This window comes from Coprococcus hominis (ex Arizal et al. 2022) (genome assembly GCF_040094675.1).
Taxonomy (GTDB): Bacteria; Bacillota; Clostridia; order Lachnospirales; family Lachnospiraceae; genus Coprococcus_C; species Coprococcus_C hominis.
Window position 1 is genome coordinate 75569 of the sequence record NZ_JBBNHG010000038.1, and the last position, 17920, is coordinate 93488.

A 17920-nucleotide genomic window follows, 5' to 3' on the forward strand; every position below is an offset into this window, starting at 1 on the left:
CTCTACCTACTTTCCGTCACACTCGACCTGTTCATAATCAATCAGCTTGTGAATCGTCGGATGGTCGCCACAGATTGCACATGTCTTATGGTTATCCGGAAGCTTGATCGTATGGAATTCCATCTTCAATGCATCAAAAGTCAGAAGCTTGCCTGTGAGCAGATCGCCGACGCCGATCAGGTACTTGATTGCTTCCATCGCCTGTAAGCTTCCGATGACACCTCCCATCGCACCAATGACGCCAGCCTGCTTACAGGTTGGAACTGCATCCTTTGGTGGTGGATTCTTGAATACACAACGATAGCAAGGGCCTTCTCCCGGCACATACGTCATAAGCTGGCCCTTGAAACGGATGATACCTGCATGGGAAAATGGCTTCTTCGCCATAACACAGGCATCATTGATCAGGAACTTCGCCGGGAAGTTATCGGTTCCATCAACGATGAAATCGTAATCCTTGATCAGATCCATGATATTTTCTGAGGTTACAAATTCACGGTATGTATTGACTGTGACGTCCGGGTTCATCGCATTCATTGTCTCTTTTGCGGATTTTACCTTCGCTTTGCCTACATCTGCAGTTCCATGAATGATCTGTCTCTGCAGATTTGAAAGGTCAACCTCATCGGCATCGACAATACCGATCGTACCAACGCCGGCTGCTGCCAGATACATTGCTGCAGGTGCGCCGAGACCTCCGGCACCGATGATTAAAACCTTGCCGTTCATCAGCTTCTTCTGTCCTTTTACACCGACTTCCTGCAGAATGATATGACGACTGTAACGTTCCATCTGTTCATTCGTAAATGCCATTAAAATGCGCCTCCTCCCATGAAGTACAGGAACTCTACCGTATCTCCGTCCTTCAGTTCTGTCTTGTCAAATGCGTCGCTGTCAACAAAGTCATCGTTGACGGTAACTGTTACATAATCCGGATTTTCCACCTTCTCGTCTACGATGAGCTTTGCGATGGTTGTTCCTGCTTCTACTTCCTTCTTAACGCCTGCCACTACAACTGTCATTTATTTATCCTCCTTTGTTCCAAACAATTATGAAGTTTTTAGCCTATCTATGAGTTGTATATAATTACTATTCTACGCAGACCCGCTCTCGCTCACTTCCACACGCAGTGGTACTAAATTCATGACAAACGAGTTTGCCATTCATTAAGTACCAGCGTGTTCCAATGGTCTGCTTTAGAATTAGTAATTATATACAACTCTATTTACCGAATTAAACTTCATTATTGTTTGTAATTAACTTTGTGTGTCTTACTCCAATATCGTTTTCACTTTATCTTCCAGCTCCGGTCGCTTTACCAGTCCGCGGATACGGTCAACTTCCCTGCCATCCTTGAAGAAGAGTATCGTTGGGGATGCCATCACCTGATATTCCCCGGCAAGGTCTGCATCGAAATTCACATTGACCTTGACAACCTTGACCTGATCCTCGTAATCATCCTCGATTCCGCCAAGGATCGGTGATAACTGCTTACATGGGATGCAGCTGTCAGAATAAAACTCTACAATCACCGGAAGCTTCTCTTTCAGCACTTCCGCTTCAAACTCTGCGGTTCCTACTCGTTTTGCCATCGCTGCCTCCTACTCTTCGACCTTCTTCACGATCAGATCGTATGTGCCGTTCTCGTTGTCGATCAGCTTTAAAATCTGCTGTCCTTCTTCCTTGAAGCTTCGTGGTACATTCTGCACCGGCTCACCATCGTTCATGGTAACTGCAAGCACCTGACCAATCTCCAGTTCTTCCATCGCTACCTTTGCCTTTACAAATGTCATCGGGCAGACAACATCTGTGATATCAACTCTCTCATCAATCTCAAAATCACCCATTATAAGCCTCCTTTATAACTTCCTTAAATTTATCGATTCCAACACGCTCCAGTGTAAAACGGAAACGCTCACTTGGATTTGCGTAATCATCAAAAAACTGAATGGCTGCATCTGTCACACGGAATAACTGTTCCTCCGATGTAATAACCGGAAGGAAGGATTCTCCCTTGCAGATCTGATTTCCGAACAAACCACCAAAGGATACGAGATATCCGCTCTCGCCCTTCCATGCATCTGTCGGACACGCCTTGGCACATCTGCCACAGTAGTTACATTTGCTTGTATCAAGTGTCAGCTTGCCATCCTCGATTGTGATCGCATTCTCGCGGCACGCCTTCACACAGACACCACACATGATACAGCTTGGCTCATCGTAAGAAACAACACATGCGCCCTTGATTCCGACATCATTTTCCTCTGCCTTTAAGCAGTTGTTCTGACATCCAGTCACACCAAACTTAAACTTATGCGGCAATTCTCTCGCATAATACCGTGCGTCTAATTTCTTCGCAATGTCGTAGCTGTCGATATTTCCGCTCGGACAGATCTGATTTCCCTGACATGCAGTTACGGTACGCACACGCGGTCCACACACGCCCGGCTTACAGCCGCCCTTGGCAAGTTCTGCCTTTACTTCCTCCACATCATCAAGCTTGACAAATGGAATCTCCACACTCTGTCTCGATGTCAGATGGACATGTCCATCTCCATATTTTTCTGCTACTTCGGCAATCTTCTTCAGATTTTCCGCTGTCAGATTTCCTCCGACTACCTGTAAACGAAGCGAGAAGTTGTTCTTCTGCTTCTGTCTCATAAATCCACCTTTTTTTAATGCTGCATAATCAACTGCCATCTCTTTTCATCCTCCTGTTGGTAATGCATACCACGACGTCTAAGCGAGTGCCGCTTTGAAATCTTCGATCAGATCCTCGATATCCTCTATGCCCACACTGATTCGGATCAGATCGTTGAAGACGCCTGCATCTTCTTTTTCTTTTTCTGTGCTATGTGCATTCAGCGTTGACTCCGGATGAATGATCAACGTCTTCGTGTCTCCGATGTTCGATACGATCTTTGGAATGCTCAGGTTGTTGATAATGGAAAATGCACGTTCCTTCGAACCTACCCGGATTGTTAAGATCGCGCCATATCCATTTGCAAGCACCTTATCTGCCACCTCATGCCAAGGACTACAGGCTAACCCCGGATAGTTCACCGTGATATCCGGGTATGTATTCAAAAACTCTGCAAGCGCCTTTGCATTACTGCAGGCACGCTCCATCCTAAGTCCCAATGTCTCCATTCCAATCAGGTTGTAAAATGCCGTCTGCGGTGCCATACAGGCTCCCGTATTGCGGAACAACCCATTCCGAAGCTTTGCTGTATAAGCCATTTTACCAAATCGCGCGTATTCTGCAACCCCCGGATATTTCTCTTTGTTCCATTTGAACCGTCCACTTTCTGTGATCACTCCGCTGATTGCGTTGCTGTTACCATTGATGTACTTCGATGTGGAATTGACAACGATGTCTGCGCCCTTCTCAATCGGCTTTACCAGATATGCCGTTGCCACGGTGTTATCCATCACAAGCGGCAGATTGTGCTGATGTGCCAGTTCGGCAAGTGCCTCGATATCCACGACATCGAGCTTCGGATTGCCGATCGTCTCTGCGAATATCACACGCGTATTCTCATTGATAGCTGCCTCAACCGCATTCACATCGCTGATATCCACGAACACCGTCTTGATTCCAAATGCTTCGAAATCATGGAACACATCAATCGAACCGCCATACAGACTCGTCGATGCGACGATCTCCTGTCCGCATGTCACGATGTTCAAAAGAGCGTTCGTGATGGCTGCCATACCGGATGCGCAGGCAACCGATGCAAGTCCGCCTTCCAGTGTCGTCATGCGTTCCTCAAAGGCAAAGATCGTCGGGTTGTTGATTCGCGTATACGAAAATCCGGTTGCCTTATTGTGAAACAGCTTCTCGTGCTGTTCCGCAGATGACTGGTAAAAGGCACTTGACTGATACACAGGTGTGAGTGTCGCGCCGGTATTGGCATCGCCCATTTTATTTCCATGTAAAAGTTTCGTATTAAACCTCATAATGGGCACCCCCTAAATATAATCTCTTCCTGCAACGATCGTACCCTCATATGCGGTTGCGGTTCTTATCTGCCTGCTGACCTCTTCCTCATTTGTATCACCTGCAAATACGAGATCATAGGTTCCGGTAAGTGTCTTGTCCTGCTTCTCATTGACAAGCAGTAATACGACAAGTCCGGCACGGTGCAGATGCTTCACAACGGTCTCAATCGCCTCGCCATCGGCCGGTGCGTACAGGTATGTATGACGTCCTTCGATGCTCAGTGCCTTCTCCACTTCCTCGACATACGCACGGTTAATCGTCTTTCCTTCCACGAACTTCACTGTAATTGCCTTCTGGCTCTTTAATGCGGCTCTTGTATTTCTGTCAACTCTGCCCTCGTACAGTCCGGTTTCTTCGGTGTGTACCTGCTCTACGACACCGCAGGCAGAAGTCATATTTGTAACACGGTCTATCAGGATGAACTCACCCAGTGTCTTATGATTCTTAAATTCGTCGACCACGATCTTATCTGCCAGAGAGATCTTGCAGACCGCAATCTCATTCTTGCTTAAGCTGCTAACCTTCTTTTTCTCACCGGTGTTGACATCGATCGCATATTCGATATCCGTCACGGCACCAAGGATCATCTTCGTGCCGAGCTTAAAGAAGAAATTCTTGCCGTTTTGCAGCTCCTCATCATCCATCCAAAGCAGTGTTGCTGTGATGGAAGATGCAACCTTCGCACCAGATGCGACAGTCAGAACGCAACCTCTTGATACATCCACCTCTCGGTCAAGCTGGATGGTAACCGGCTGTCCCTTCACTGCGAATTCGCTGTCCTTGTCACCGATGTAAATGCTCTTTACCTTCGCTGTCTCGTTGCTTGGAAGTGTTGTGATCTCATCGCCCACATGAATGCTTCCATGCTCGATCTGACCCTGGAATCCACGGAACGTATGATCCGGACGGCACACACGCTGTACCGGCATATAAAATCCCTGCTCGCTGTCATCCTCTGCAATATCAATATCCTCGAGATACGGAAGCAATGCCTTGCCTGTGTACCAAGGAATATTTTCTGACTTTGTTGTAACGTTATCGCCCTCGGTTGCGGAAACCGGAATGATCGTTACATTTGGAAGTGAAAGCTCTTTTGTAAGCTCCTCGATCTGCTTCTCGATCTCACGGAAACGTGTCTCATCGTAACCGACAAGGTCCATCTTATTAACTGCAAATACAAAGTACCGGATACCCATCAATGCACAGATTCTTGCATGCCGTCTTGTCTGGACAAGCACGCCCTGCTTGGCATCCACTAAGATTACGGCAAGGTCTGCAAAGGATGCTCCAACTGCCATGTTTCTTGTGTACTCTTCATGTCCCGGTGTATCTGCCACGATAAAGCTTCGCTTGTCTGTTGTGAAATACCGGTAGGCAACGTCGATCGTGATACCCTGCTCACGCTCTGCCATCAGTCCGTCCAACAGAAGGGAGTAATCGATCGCACCGCCGCGGCTTCCGACCTTACTGTCTAATTCAAGTGCCTTTTCCTGATCTGCGTAAAGCAGCTTGGAATCATATAAGATATGTCCGATCAATGTAGATTTTCCATCATCCACACTACCGCAAGTGATAAATTTTAATAATCCGCTCATCTTAGAAATATCCCTCCCGTTTTCTTCGTTCCATGCTTCCGGCTGCCTCGTTGTCGATGACACGCGTTGTACGCTCGGAAGAAACTGCTGAAAGTGTTTCCTCTATAATTGCATCCAGTGTATCTGCGGTTGACTCGCATCCACCAGTCAGCGGGTAACATCCAAGGGTACGGAAACGCACGCTCTTGTACTCAATCTTCTCGCCCGGCAGAAGCTTCATACGATCATCATCTACCATGATGATATTTCCATCCCGGTATACGACCGGTCTTACCTTTGCAAAATACAGCGATGGAATCTCGATGTTCTCACGCTTGATATACTGCCAGATGTCTTTCTCTGTCCAGTTCGAAAGCGGGAATACCCGGACTTCCTCTTTCTTTTTGATCTTGGAATTGTAAAGCTTCCACATCTCCGGTCTCTGGTTCTTCGGATCCCATGCGTGATGCTCATTTCTAAAGGAGAAGATACGCTCTTTGGCTCTTGATTTCTCCTCGTCTCTTCTGCCGCCACCAAAAGCTGCGGTAAATCCGTATTTGTCGAGTGCCTGCTTTAATGCCTGTGTCTTCATGATGTCAGTGTAAGCACTGCCGTGGTCAAATGGATTGATACCCTGCTTTACGCCTTCCTCGTTGATATATTCGATCATCTCGATTCCGAGCTTCTTCGCCATGTAATCGCGGAACTCGATCATCTCCTTGAACTTCCATGTCGTGTTGACATGCAGGAACGGAAATGGCGGCTTCTCCGGGTAAAATGCTTTCATCGCCAGATGCAGCATGACGGAGCTGTCCTTTCCGATGGAATAAAGCATAACCGGCTTCTCACACTCGGCTGCCACTTCTCTGATAATGTAAATCGCTTCTGCTTCCAATTCATCCAGATGTGATAACTGTCCCATCCTCTTGTACCTTCCTTTCGATCTAATACTTGTTCGATTCCTTCTGGTTGATCACAACCTGTTCGGTTGTGCCATCCCGTTTCTCGATGTTCCAATAAAGTTTGCCGTCCTCTGCATTCACGGTCATCTTACTTCCCATGCCGCCAATGTCTGCGCCAAGGTATAAGGCGATCGCCCCGAACTTGCATTCCTTGATGCACGAAGAACAGCCCCAGCAGTCTTTCGGGTAGCGCATGCATGCGGTTCCATCCGGATTTTTGCCGATCAGGCTGCCTGGACAGACGGCTGCACATTTACCACATTTCTTACATTTTTCTTTATCAATAAAGATGCTCATAGACGTCCTCCCTTCCTACTAAGTCACGGAAGATGATTTTAATCTCGCCGTCCTCGTATCTGGAGTTTACATATTTTAACCACGCATCGCTCTTTTCCGGATAATCCAGATTCTCTGCGAAGCTGTGCCAGCGTGTCTCTTTTCTCGCTTCGAGATGTGCGATCACGGATAAGCATACAACCAATCGCTCCCGCAGCTCATAGACAAACATCAGCTCATGCATATCGTCCGCTTTCACATCTGACAGAAGTTCCTGTAGCTGCCTGATCTTCTGTTTTGCCAGTTCTAACTGCTTCGCGTTGAACTGATAATGGGTGGAGATTCCGCCTGCGTAATTATCCATGACCTTCTGCATCGCTTCCTCAAGTGCCTCTGTTGTAAACATCCCGGATGGATTGTTCAGGTAATGACTGTATTCGGTGATCTTATCATCCACAACCGTCTGAAGCTTTGCATCAAGTGTCTCAACTTCAAATCTCTCATCCGAAGCACTTTCCTGCTCGTCGAGCATCTGCACGATATGCTTCGCCGCGATCTCGCCCTCGACCATCGCGCCTGTCACATATTTCTGCGGGCAGCCACCTGCCACATCCCCGGCTGCATATAATCCGTTGATTGTCGTCTGGCGGTTCGTGTCAACCCAGTAGCCACTCGCGGTATGTCCGCCTACGATATACGGCTCGGTTCCTTCGATCTCAACATTCTGCTCACTCGGCTTCCTGCCGGATTCTAGCCATTTCAGCGTCTGACTCGGTGCCATGTTCAGATACGCCTTTTTCAGCGATTCGTTCTGTTCCTCTGAAATACCTTCGGTACGAAGATAACAAGGACCTCTGCCCTGCAAATTCTCCATCACCGTGCCATACACACGCTCGGAAGTTGTCAGTCCGTATTTTGTCTCATAGACCTCGCCAAGGGAATTTACCTGTTTCGCGCCAACGCCCTGTGCGATCGTTCCGGTCGGTGCGATCGTGTCCTTACAACGAAGGGCAATAAACCGCATCTCGAACGTTGTCATCTCGGCACCACCGAGGATCCCCATCGCGAATCCCGCTCCGGTATTAAATGGCGGGTACCACATCTTATGTCTCGAAAATCCCGGATTGTTCGGTCGGTACAGGCCAGCCGCACCACCGGTTGCACAAAGCACTTTCTTCGCCCGGATCACATAGGCTTTGTGCTCTTCGATGGAAAATCCAATCGCACCTTTGATCTCATTATCTTCGATTAAGTAATCAGTGATATTCACCCGGTTTAAGATCGTGACATCCGGAAGCGCTTCCACTGCCGATGCGAGAAGCGGTTTCATGTTCTCACCGTTAATCTTGATGTTCCGGTTGCCTCTGGCGACGTACTCTCCATCTTCATCTTTTAAGATGACCAGTCCAAGCTGTTCCATCTTCGCCGTCACACGGTTCAACCCCTCGGACATTGTGAGCAGCAGATCCTCCCGTACGATGTTGTCCGCGTCCTTCTTCGCGTAGTCCACATAATCTTCCGGCTTTCTGCCCTTCACAATATAAGCATTGATTGCGTTGACACCGGCAGCTAAGCATCCGCTCCGCTTGATGTTCGCCTTTTCCGCTATGATGATCTTGTAATCGGAATTCTCCCTTACGGTAAGTGCCGCATAGCATCCGGCGGTTCCGCCACCGATGATCAGCACGTCCGTATGAAGAAGCTCTGTGTTCTCGATATTCATAAGCGACTCCCTTCCAGTTTTCCTTTGCACTAGATGTAGAATACATCCTGCTCCTGCATCTCTTTATTCTCTAACAAATACGTCTTTTCTTCATCAAATACATATAACCGGTAGATCAGCACATGTACCGTCTCCCCGACGGATACGAGATCTTTTTCGAGCGACCGCTCACCGGTTAACTCAATTCCGTTGATATCCACAACCACATCCATGCGGTTTCCCTTGAAGATCACTTCCTTGACCGTCCCAAGCTCCGCAGCACTGATATACTGATCGAGCTTTCCACTCTTCGAGATCTTCACGAACTCCGGCCGGATCACCGCCTTGTCTGCATGTGGGATTCGTTCAAATCCTTTCAGCCGGTCATAATCTTCCACTACAGATGACCGTCCGATAAACTGTGCCACAAATGGGGTATCCGGGGATTTGTAGATCTCTAGCGGTGTTCCCATCTGCTCAACCACGCCGTGGTTCGTGATGATAATCTCATCCGCAACCTCGACCGCCTCATCCTGATCATGTGTGACGAAGATACTTGTGATACCAAGCTTTGTAACCATCTCTTTTAACCATGTCCGAAGCTCGGTCCGCACCTTCGCGTCAATCGCTGCAAATGGTTCGTCCAACAACAGTACCTGTGGATTCGGAGCTAATGCTCTGGCGAATGCCACCCGCTGCCGCTGTCCACCGGATAGCTGATTCGGATACCGCTTCTCCATGCCGGCAAGTCCGGTCAGCGATAACAGCTCGGTCACACGTTCCTTAATCTGTTTCTTCGGCATCTTCTGAAGCTCCAATCCAAATGCTACATTTTCATATACCGTCATATAACGAAACAGCGCATAGCTTTGAAATACGAATCCGATTCCACGTTTTGACGCCGGGATATCATTGACGCGTTTGCCGTCAATAAATATATCACCTTCATTTGGATTCTCCAGTCCTGCGATCATCCGAAGAAGTGTTGTCTTTCCGCTTCCGGATGGTCCAAGCAGAGCGACCAGCTTTCCTTTCTCGACGCCGAAGCTCACATTGTCCGATGCAAGGAAATCACCATATTTTTTATAGATATTTTTCATTTCCACATACATAGTCTCTACCTTGTTCCTTTCGGCTCCTTCTCTTTTCCTCTATGCTCGATAATATTTCTTGCGATCAGTAAGATGATCGCTAAGATCACAAGAATCGAAGATACCGCAAATGCCGCGGTGATCGAGGTCTTCGTGCCTGACATATACAGGGCATCGATCTCAAGCGGCAGGGTGAATGTCTCGCCTCTCGTCTTCGAGAGCGCATTCACCGCACCGAACTCTCCCAGTGCCCGCACCGTACAGAGGATGATGCCGTAGATCAGTCCCCATTTCATATGTGGGAATGTGATCTTTCGAAATATCGTGAATCCCTTTGCGCCCATCAGTGCAGCGGCTTCTTCCTCATCCTTTCCCTGTACATTTAATACCGGGATGATTTCTCTTGAGACAAACGGAAATGTGACAAATACTGTGGCGAGCACTACGCCCGGAATTGCAAATGCGATTCTCACATCCGTTCCAAAATGCTGATTAAACGCCCGGAGCACCGGGTAGAACCATCCAAGTCTGCCGAAGGTCATCAGGTAGGCAAGTCCTACGATGACCGGCGATATCGAAAATGGGATATCAATCAAAGTTGCAAGAATCTGTTTGCCCCGGAAGGAAAACTTCGTGAGCAGCCATGCGGCGCAGATTCCGAATATCGTATTCACTACAACCGCAATGCCGGTTGCAAGCAGCGTCACAAGTAGCGAGTGACGCACATATTCTGTCGAGATTGACTCAATGTAAAATGTGAATCCCTCCCGCAGGGAATTGACGATTACAGAAAGTAATGGCACAACCAGCATCAACACGATAAACAGTACCGTAATTGTGATCAGTATGATTTTTGTCCGGCGTCTGCTTCGCTCTAATTTCTCATTTTCACTCATGCTGGTTCCTCCTTCCTAATGTATCGCCCCTCACATCCGTTCGGCGGCAGATTGTCAGCGTCATCCTAATATGGGACTTCGTCCCATGGACACTAATTAAAGCAGATTCGTTCTGGCAGATTGTCTCGCCTGAACGATATTGATAAATAACAACAATACAAACGATATAATTAACATCAGCAGTGCAATCGCTGTGGCGCTCTCATAATCGATCATTCCAAGCTTCTGCATGATCACATACGAGATGACCTGCGTCTTGTCCTTCGCGCTGTTTCCCGATATGTAGATGACACTTCCGTACTCTCCGATGCCTCTGGCGAATGCCAGCCCGAATCCGGTCAGCAGTGCCGGTCGTAACTCCGGAAGGATCACAGCAAGAAATGTTTTCCTGCGGCTTGCGCCAAGCATGAATGCTGCTTCCTCATACTGTCCGTCCATCTTCTCTAATACCGGCTGCACCGCCCGCACAACAAACGGGATTCCGACAAAGATCAGAGCAATCACAAGTCCTGCCTTCGTATAAGCGATCCGGATTCCAAGCTTCGCGAATATCTTCCCGTAAAATCCACTGTCCGTAAAAAGCTTTGAAAGCGTGATACCTGCAACCGCAGTCGGAAGCGCAAACGGCAGCTCGATGAATCCATCTAACAGCTTCTTCCCCGGAAACTCATATTTGACAAGTGTCCATGCAAGGATCAATCCAAACACGGTATTGATCACAGCTGCCAGGAAGGAACATCCAACACTTGTCAGAAATGCATTTCTCACATTTTCCTTCATGATAAGCCGGAACCACTCCCCCGGCGAAAGCTTCAGTGCATAGACAAGCACCGATGCAAGCGGGATCAGTACGATCAGGGATAATAATGTAATTACGATTCCAAATGTCAGATGATATCCCGGAATCACACGCGTCTTTTTTGCTTTCTTCATCGCTTTTGTACTCTTTCCTCTACGAATGGTTATAGATCTGATCGAACAATGCACCATCATCGAAATACGTTTCATAGGCGTTGTCCCATCCGCCAAAGTCATCGATACTCCACAGATCGATAGTCAGTTCAAATTTATCTGCATATTCCTTCAGGATTTCTGCATCGGCCGGACGATATCCATAGGTTCCGATCAACCGTTGTGCCTCATCACTGTACAGATATTCAAGATACTGCCTGCTTACTTCCTGCGTGCCGTTGGCATCTGCATTGTCATCGACGATTGCCACACTCGGCTGTGCCAGTATACTGACGGAAGGATTGATGATCTCATATTCACCGGCATAAGAATTCTGGATTGTGATTGCCTCATTCTCCCATGCCACAAGCACATCGCCCTTTTTGTTCTCTACGAAGGTCGTTGTAGCGCCTCTGGCACCGGAATCCATCACAGAAACCCGGCTGTATAACTTCCGCATGAAATCCTGTTGCCCAGATTCTTCCTTATTTACCGTCTTCGCATAGCTTAAAGCAGCCAAGAAATTCCAGCACGCGCCACCGCTGCTCTTCGGGTCGGGCGTAATAACCTCCACATCCTCACGGATCAGATCATTCCAATCCTGAATCTGCTTCGGGTTACCCTTTCTTACAAGGAATACGATGGTCGATGTATATGGAGAGGAATCATCGCTGAATTCCTCTTTCCATCCCGCATCGATCAATCCGGTATTCTGGATCAGTGTAATATCATGTTCGAGTGCGAGTGTTACAACATCCGCATTACAGCCCTCCACGACGGATCGCGCCTGTGCACCGGAACCACCATGCGACTGGATAACCTCCACAGTCTCGCCATATGTATCCTGATAATGTTCCTCGAACATCTGATTATATGCTTCATAGAATTCCCGCGTCGGATCATATGACACATTTGTAATTCGGATTGTCCCGTCCTCCTGCTTTCCGCATCCGGTCAGAAGGAGCGCAAATGCAAGGAGTCCGAGCATCAGTTTTTTCTTCATAATGTTCCTTTTTTATACAAAGAGTGAAGTTGATAAATATCTCTCCCCGGTATCCGGAAGCAATACAACGATTGTCTTTCCTTCATTCTCCGGACGCTTTGCAAGCTCGGTTGCAGCGAACAGTGCAGCTCCGGAAGAGATACCAACGAGTACGCCATCGGTTCTTGCTACATCTCTGGATGTCTCAAATGCTGCATCGTTTTCTACCGGGATGATCTCATCTAAGATATCCATACGAAGCACATCTGGTACGAATCCGGCACCGATACCCTGAATCTTATGTGGACCCGGCTTTCCTCCGGAAAGAACCGGGGAGCTTGCAGGCTCTACTGCAACCACCTTCACATCCGGATTTTTCTCTTTCAGCCCAAGTCCGGTTCCTGTTACGGTTCCGCCTGTACCTACGGCTGATACGAAGATGTCAACCTGTCCGTCTGTATCATTCCAGATCTCCTGTGCTGTCGTTGCCTTATGGATGGCTGGATTTGCAGCATTCTCAAACTGCTGTGGAATAAATGCATTTCCATATTCCTCCTTCAGACTCTCTGCCTTGGCGATTGCTCCCTTCATGCCATCGCGTCCAGGTGTCAGGACAATTTCTGCGCCAAGTGCACCTACGATCTTCCGACGCTCCACGCTCATCGTATCCGGCATTGTCAGGATCAGATGCAGTCCCTTTGCCGCACATACAAATGCAAGACCGATTCCGGTGTTACCGCTTGTCGGCTCAATGATGATCGTATCCTGATTGATCTTGCCATCCTTGATTCCCTGCTCGATCATCGCATTTGCGACACGATCCTTCACACTTCCAAGTGGGTTGAAGTACTCAAGCTTGACTACGATCTTTGCCTTTAAGTCCTGCTCCTTCTCGTAATTTGTAAGCTCCAGAAGCGGAGTATTTCCAATCAATTCGGTTAACTGTTTTGCAATCTTCATCTTTGTTTTCTCCTTTTCTTTTTCGTTTCTATTTTTGCCATTTCCTACATTTCATACCTATTTAGTAGGAATAGTATGCATTCGTTGAGAAGATATTACTACTCAATTCCTACAAAGTCAATAGGTTTTCAAAGGAAAATTAGAAAAATTTAGAAAAAAACAGACATGCAATTTCCTGCATGTCTATTTTTCTGCTGCCCGCCGCAGTTTCTTCAGATATTCCTGCGTCTTTTTATAGGTTGCTTCTTCCACGGACTGATTCGAGAAGCCCGCGATGTTCAAGATTTCAATTACTGTTCCGGCTTGCGGTTCCAACTCTGTTCTCGCCTCTCCCTGTGCCATATGGGTAAGCATATATTGGATTTGATTCTCATAGTTTTTACATGTTGCAAACTCCGTATGCCGTTTCTCGTAACGTTTCACCATCCGGCTGTAATATAAGATCAGCTTATCATTATAGGAAGCTTTGGCAAATCGGATATAGAATAACATCCATAGTACAAACTGTTTTCCAAGCAGAAATACAACAAATCCAGCAGCGATCACAGCCAGTCCATACACGATATTCCGCATCAGATTGTCCGGAATCGTCAGTGCATTTCCATTCTCTGTAACCGTATCGGAACCACTTTCGTCGCCGCCCATGAAATCTGCAAACTCATCCCAGAAATTCGTGATATCCTCATCGTCGCTTGACGACGGTGTCACATCCACCGGATACCAGCCGATTACCGGATCGTACACCTCCACCCATGCATGTGCATCGGCATCAGTCACATCCACTTTTACATATGCAGTCTCACCAATCTCAGAATAGCCATCATAATAATCTGCATAATCCGCGCCATCGACCAGCTCGCCACTTAATATCTGATCGTAATCAATCGCATAACCTTCCACATACCGTGCCGGAATTCCCATGTATCGGAAGATCAGCACCGCCGCACTTGCAAAATAAGAACAATAGCCTTTCTTATTTTCCAACAGGAAATAGTTGACAAAATCCTTTTTCTTTGGTGTCTTTCCCGGACGGACGGTATACGGATAATTCTCCTGATAATAATTTTTCAGTTCCTCGATCACATGATCTGTCGTTCCGATTGTTCCAAGCTCCGATGCAACCTGTGACACCGCCTCTAAATTCTCCTCCGGCACATACAGATCCATATCATTATACGCCACAGACTCTGACGTCACGGATGCACGGTTTCCTGCCACACGCGGATAATAGGTGATCGTATAACCGTTCCGTATCGCTTCTGCGTCCGCAGTATAATACGGCTGATACAACTGAGGATACACACCCACACACTGAATCTCCATCGTTGCTTTGGCACTGCCCTCACGGTTCTCCTCGTATTGTTCTTTCAGCGATCTTACCTCCGCACTCGTGTCCATGCCATCATAATTCCGGATTTCACTCATCGGTGTCCACTCGTTCGCATATGGGTTATATCGGACGCCAGTAAAAGATTTCAGGTAGATCCGGTTTGATGTATATGGTGCCATCTTCACAACCAGATCGGTCTGGTTATCCAGATAAACCGTAGAAACCTCTCCCAGCTTTCCACCTCCAACACCGCCGTTGGTACCAGTTCTGTGATACAAGCCCTCAAAACCGTCGACCAGTAACGTCGACATCGCCGCCATTGTCAGATCTTTATATTTGTTTCCGGTGTATCCGACATTAAATGACTCCTTCGGGCGAAAGCTGCTTGCCGCCGTCACGACCAGTATTGCAGTAACTACCGCCAGTACCCCTGCCTGCACCATTGCTTTCACGTCATAGACATAGGCAACCTCTTTTTTCTTTTTTCCCTGCACCTGAAACTGTGCATTGCTCCGCTTGACTGATACCTGCGGACTGTAATGCTTTCCCGCCTTAAATATAATCGCCATAGCCACACCGGCAAGCATCATAAGCACATACAACAGATCCGGCTCCATCGTCAGATAAAGCGGAATCAGATTCAGACACATGATAATCACGATTGCCGTCACATACTGCATCCGTCGGGAAATATAGACATTTAATAAGATGTCAAGCACAATACCGATAAAGAGTGCCACAAACGTGACTGTCACATACCGGTTGCCAATTTTCTCCTCATATAACCTCTGAATATCCACATCGAAATACTGGGCTGCATTATCGACCGTGATGTTCACGATCGCATAAAATCCACTGTTGATGTAATCGCGGAATGTAAATACCAGAAATGCAAAGGTGACAAACAAAAACAGATAACCGAGGTTTTCCACCATCAATCGGTAATACAACATTGCACAGCCAAGCGATGTCAGTAAAATCAAAGCATGGCAAAGCCCGACATGAAACGAAATGTCAAATGCCGTCAGATAAAAACCGATACTTCCCATCGAAAGAAGATAGACAATGAAGCCCTTCAACAACAGAGTAAGCACCCGGTTTTCCTTCTTCTCGAAGAATTCCTCCTGCAGGTACACACCCTCGCACAGTTCCATCGATTCAATTGTATCTGCATGTTTCTTTTTTGCCATATTATAACCTACTCATTTTCCCGCACCTGCATCTGCGCACCCTGTCCATCACTAAATACATGCAGATATGCATGCATTTCCGGGTACACCAGTGCCATATGATCTGCCGCTTCACTCGGATTCTTATATGCCTTCTCATAATACAAACGGGCAAACGCCGCATCTAGTTCTTCCTTATAATCAATCCTCACATCTTCATATTCATAGCGGTTTGTACTCCAATACAAAAGCCGCACGGTCGTCTGCTCCTGTATCAGTTCCAGAATCACGGAATACGTCATCGTCAGAATCGCCGCCAGATTCACCGGTTGATCGATAAAAAGCTCCGGCACGATCACAAGCTGGTGATCCGACATACTCACGCGATCCTTCACCATCAGGATATCCCGCTTTGCCGACAGCTTCCAATGGATACTCATCAGCTTATCGCCCGGAATATACTCCCGGACTTCCTGCACGTCAGAGAAATCATTGCCCCGTTTTGAGCTTTCCTCGCTCTCCAACATGCCCTGTTCAAGTGCCGTCTTTTCATATGCGATATCCGTCACAGCCCGCGGCAGGATACTAAGCTCCGCCGTCTGCTCCACGTTTTTCTTCAATCGAAAAAATCCCATCAGATCTTTGATATACACACGTGACACACTGATCTTTAACAGTCCCGGATACGTCGCCACAACCGGAAGCGTAAGGGTATATCCTTTTCCCGCATGTACCGGCACGGAAAATACCTGTTGCCCGATCGTCTCCATCAGAGTGTTCTCCACATTTACGATCAGCTTCGTATCCAGCGAGACAAACCACGTTGGATTTTTGATCTGTATCGTAAAATACGCAGTCTCCCCCTGTACCCCATAGGAATCCTGCGCATGATGAATCTCTACCTGCAAATAATGCCGCAATACCCACACCGACATTGCGGAAAGGATTGGTCCAGCCACCATCAGCACAAGCACCAGAAAATAAAACTGGCTATGCAGAAAATAGTAGATCATCCCATTTACAAAGAGCAATAACCCATATCCAATTATCCGAACAATATATTCTGCCAATCCTTATACCCTCGGTGCTGTAACATTTGCGATCACCATTCCGATCGCCTGCTGCATTGTGATACCCTGTGCCTTTCCACGTGCTGACAGCTTCACTCGATGTCCTAATACATCACGCGCTACATCCTGCACATCCTTGGCACAGACATAATCTCTGCCGTCGATCACTGCCATTGCCTTTGCCATACGCAAAAGTGCGATCGTACCTCGCGGGCTGGCACCCATCGAAAAGATCTCCATCGTCCGGGTTGCCTCCACCAGATTTACAATATACTCATAGATTTCATCTTTCACATAGAGATCATTTGTCATCGCACGCAACGCAAGCACCTCTTCCATCGAGATGACTTCCTGCACCTTCGAAAGTGGTTTCCCTGCATTTCCTTTCAGAATTGCCACTGCATCTGCATGACTTGGATACCCCATGGACAAACACACCATAAAACGGTCAAGCTGGGATTCCGGCAGCATCTGCGTACCAGAAGAACCATATGGATTCTCTGTTGCGATTACGACAAATGGATCTGGCAACGGCCGGGTCACACCGTCAACCGTCGCCGTTTTTTCTTCCATAACTTCAAGCAATGCGGACTGTGTCTTCGGCGAGGTTCGGTTAATCTCATCCGCTAAGAACAGATTCGTAAATACCGCACCTTCCCGGTATTCAAACTCCTTGGTGGCAGAGTTATACATGGAAAATCCCAGGATATCACTCGGCAGTACATCCGGCGTAAACTGCACACGCTTATAGTGCATTGACATACTCTTTGCAAAGGTTGTTGCAAGCGTCGTCTTACCTACACCCGGAATATCCTCCATCAGAATATGTCCGCCTGCAATCACGGCAGCAAGAACCTTCTTTACAACATCCTCCTTGCCCTTGATCACTTTATTTACTTCCGCCTGCACCTGTTCGAGCTTCTGACTCATTCCGTCCATCTGCACACCTCCCGC

The 17920-nt window shown here is 47.5% G+C and carries 18 protein-coding genes; all 18 read right to left on the reverse strand.

Annotated elements, in window-relative coordinates; genetic code table 11:
• Nucleotides 1–6: 6 nt before the first annotated feature.
• Nucleotides 7–813: a thiazole biosynthesis adenylyltransferase ThiF gene (gene thiF / locus AAAT93_RS11665; protein ID WP_118373935.1), complete on the reverse strand. Its 807-nt coding sequence runs from the start codon at nucleotides 811–813 to the stop codon at nucleotides 7–9.
• Nucleotides 813–1022 carry a sulfur carrier protein ThiS gene (gene thiS, locus AAAT93_RS11670; protein WP_021984375.1) on the reverse strand — a complete coding sequence of 70 codons (210 nt, stop codon included), beginning with the start codon at nucleotides 1020–1022 and terminating at the stop codon, nucleotides 813–815. The genes thiF and thiS overlap by 1 nt, the downstream gene beginning before the upstream one ends.
• 249 nt (nucleotides 1023–1271) lie before the next feature.
• A complete protein-coding gene (locus tag AAAT93_RS11675; RefSeq protein ID WP_021984376.1) occupies nucleotides 1272–1592 on the reverse strand; it encodes a thioredoxin family protein in 321 nt (106 codons plus the stop codon).
• Nucleotides 1593–1601: 9 nt separating this feature from the next.
• The gene (locus tag AAAT93_RS11680) at nucleotides 1602–1847 is read right to left on the reverse strand and encodes a sulfurtransferase TusA family protein (protein WP_021984377.1); all 246 of its coding nucleotides are present in this window, start codon (nucleotides 1845–1847) and stop codon (nucleotides 1602–1604) included.
• A complete protein-coding gene (locus AAAT93_RS11685; protein WP_117780301.1) occupies nucleotides 1840–2700 on the reverse strand; it encodes a 4Fe-4S binding protein in 861 nt (286 codons plus the stop codon). The genes AAAT93_RS11680 and AAAT93_RS11685 overlap by 8 nt, the downstream gene beginning before the upstream one ends.
• A 39-nt stretch (nucleotides 2701–2739) precedes the next feature.
• Nucleotides 2740–3960 carry an O-acetylhomoserine aminocarboxypropyltransferase/cysteine synthase family protein gene (locus AAAT93_RS11690; protein ID WP_117780300.1) on the reverse strand — a complete coding sequence of 407 codons (1221 nt, stop codon included), beginning with the start codon at nucleotides 3958–3960 and terminating at the stop codon, nucleotides 2740–2742.
• A gap of 12 nt (nucleotides 3961–3972) precedes the next feature.
• The gene (locus AAAT93_RS11695) at nucleotides 3973–5598 is read right to left on the reverse strand and encodes a sulfate adenylyltransferase subunit 1 (RefSeq protein WP_117780299.1); all 1626 of its coding nucleotides are present in this window, start codon (nucleotides 5596–5598) and stop codon (nucleotides 3973–3975) included.
• A 1-nt stretch (nucleotide 5599) separates the two neighbouring features.
• Nucleotides 5600–6499, reverse strand: a complete 900-nt coding sequence (gene cysD / locus AAAT93_RS11700; protein ID WP_021984381.1) for a sulfate adenylyltransferase subunit CysD — start codon at nucleotides 6497–6499, stop codon at nucleotides 5600–5602.
• A 22-nt stretch (nucleotides 6500–6521) separates the two neighbouring features.
• Complete coding sequence (locus tag AAAT93_RS11705; protein WP_021984382.1) at nucleotides 6522–6836, reverse strand: 4Fe-4S dicluster domain-containing protein; 315 nt, start codon at nucleotides 6834–6836, stop codon at nucleotides 6522–6524.
• Nucleotides 6820–8538, reverse strand: a complete 1719-nt coding sequence (locus tag AAAT93_RS11710; protein ID WP_227573442.1) for an adenylyl-sulfate reductase subunit alpha — start codon at nucleotides 8536–8538, stop codon at nucleotides 6820–6822. The genes AAAT93_RS11705 and AAAT93_RS11710 overlap by 17 nt, the downstream gene beginning before the upstream one ends.
• 29 nt (nucleotides 8539–8567) lie before the next feature.
• On the reverse strand, nucleotides 8568–9629 hold the full coding sequence (locus AAAT93_RS11715; RefSeq protein ID WP_021984384.1) for an ABC transporter ATP-binding protein: 1062 nt from the start codon (nucleotides 9627–9629) through the stop codon (nucleotides 8568–8570).
• A 5-nt stretch (nucleotides 9630–9634) separates the two neighbouring features.
• Nucleotides 9635–10504, reverse strand: coding sequence for a sulfate ABC transporter permease (locus AAAT93_RS11720; protein ID WP_117780297.1), 870 nt, complete (start codon nucleotides 10502–10504; stop codon nucleotides 9635–9637).
• Nucleotides 10505–10600: 96 nt separating this feature from the next.
• Nucleotides 10601–11437, reverse strand: a complete 837-nt coding sequence (cysT, locus tag AAAT93_RS11725; RefSeq protein WP_021984386.1) for a sulfate ABC transporter permease subunit CysT — start codon at nucleotides 11435–11437, stop codon at nucleotides 10601–10603.
• 19 nt (nucleotides 11438–11456) lie between these two features.
• Nucleotides 11457–12458: a sulfate ABC transporter substrate-binding protein gene (locus tag AAAT93_RS11730; RefSeq protein ID WP_117780296.1), complete on the reverse strand. Its 1002-nt coding sequence runs from the start codon at nucleotides 12456–12458 to the stop codon at nucleotides 11457–11459.
• A 12-nt stretch (nucleotides 12459–12470) separates the two neighbouring features.
• A complete protein-coding gene (cysK, locus tag AAAT93_RS11735; RefSeq protein ID WP_021984388.1) occupies nucleotides 12471–13397 on the reverse strand; it encodes a cysteine synthase A in 927 nt (308 codons plus the stop codon).
• Nucleotides 13398–13580: 183 nt separating this feature from the next.
• The gene (locus AAAT93_RS11740; protein WP_117780295.1) at nucleotides 13581–15917 is read right to left on the reverse strand and encodes a transglutaminase-like domain-containing protein; all 2337 of its coding nucleotides are present in this window, start codon (nucleotides 15915–15917) and stop codon (nucleotides 13581–13583) included.
• A gap of 8 nt (nucleotides 15918–15925) precedes the next feature.
• Complete coding sequence (locus AAAT93_RS11745) at nucleotides 15926–16966, reverse strand: DUF58 domain-containing protein (RefSeq protein ID WP_227573443.1); 1041 nt, start codon at nucleotides 16964–16966, stop codon at nucleotides 15926–15928.
• A gap of 3 nt (nucleotides 16967–16969) precedes the next feature.
• On the reverse strand, nucleotides 16970–17905 hold the full coding sequence (locus tag AAAT93_RS11750) for an AAA family ATPase (protein ID WP_227573444.1): 936 nt from the start codon (nucleotides 17903–17905) through the stop codon (nucleotides 16970–16972).
• Nucleotides 17906–17920: the final 15 nt, after the last annotated feature.

What these genes read in the sequence shown, in the direction of transcription:
- thiF (WP_118373935.1), bottom strand. Translation starts at nt 813, where the DNA reads ATGGCATTTACGAATGAACAGATGGAACGTTACAGTCGTCATATCATT.
- thiS (WP_021984375.1), bottom strand. Translation starts at nt 1,022, where the DNA reads ATGACAGTTGTAGTGGCAGGCGTTAAGAAGGAAGTAGAAGCAGGAACA.
- AAAT93_RS11675 (WP_021984376.1), bottom strand. Translation starts at nt 1,592, where the DNA reads ATGGCAAAACGAGTAGGAACCGCAGAGTTTGAAGCGGAAGTGCTGAAA.
- AAAT93_RS11680 (WP_021984377.1), bottom strand. Translation starts at nt 1,847, where the DNA reads ATGGGTGATTTTGAGATTGATGAGAGAGTTGATATCACAGATGTTGTC.
- AAAT93_RS11685 (WP_117780301.1), bottom strand. Translation starts at nt 2,700, where the DNA reads ATGGCAGTTGATTATGCAGCATTAAAAAAAGGTGGATTTATGAGACAG.
- AAAT93_RS11690 (WP_117780300.1), bottom strand. Translation starts at nt 3,960, where the DNA reads ATGAGGTTTAATACGAAACTTTTACATGGAAATAAAATGGGCGATGCC.
- AAAT93_RS11695 (WP_117780299.1), bottom strand. Translation starts at nt 5,598, where the DNA reads ATGAGCGGATTATTAAAATTTATCACTTGCGGTAGTGTGGATGATGGA.
- cysD (WP_021984381.1), bottom strand. Translation starts at nt 6,499, where the DNA reads ATGGGACAGTTATCACATCTGGATGAATTGGAAGCAGAAGCGATTTAC.
- AAAT93_RS11705 (WP_021984382.1), bottom strand. Translation starts at nt 6,836, where the DNA reads ATGAGCATCTTTATTGATAAAGAAAAATGTAAGAAATGTGGTAAATGT.
- AAAT93_RS11710 (WP_227573442.1), bottom strand. Translation starts at nt 8,538, where the DNA reads ATGAATATCGAGAACACAGAGCTTCTTCATACGGACGTGCTGATCATC.
- AAAT93_RS11715 (WP_021984384.1), bottom strand. Translation starts at nt 9,629, where the DNA reads ATGTATGTGGAAATGAAAAATATCTATAAAAAATATGGTGATTTCCTT.
- AAAT93_RS11720 (WP_117780297.1), bottom strand. Translation starts at nt 10,504, where the DNA reads ATGAGTGAAAATGAGAAATTAGAGCGAAGCAGACGCCGGACAAAAATC.
- cysT (WP_021984386.1), bottom strand. Translation starts at nt 11,437, where the DNA reads ATGAAGAAAGCAAAAAAGACGCGTGTGATTCCGGGATATCATCTGACA.
- AAAT93_RS11730 (WP_117780296.1), bottom strand. Translation starts at nt 12,458, where the DNA reads ATGAAGAAAAAACTGATGCTCGGACTCCTTGCATTTGCGCTCCTTCTG.
- cysK (WP_021984388.1), bottom strand. Translation starts at nt 13,397, where the DNA reads ATGAAGATTGCAAAACAGTTAACCGAATTGATTGGAAATACTCCGCTT.
- AAAT93_RS11740 (WP_117780295.1), bottom strand. Translation starts at nt 15,917, where the DNA reads ATGGCAAAAAAGAAACATGCAGATACAATTGAATCGATGGAACTGTGC.
- AAAT93_RS11750 (WP_227573444.1), bottom strand. Translation starts at nt 17,905, where the DNA reads ATGGACGGAATGAGTCAGAAGCTCGAACAGGTGCAGGCGGAAGTAAAT.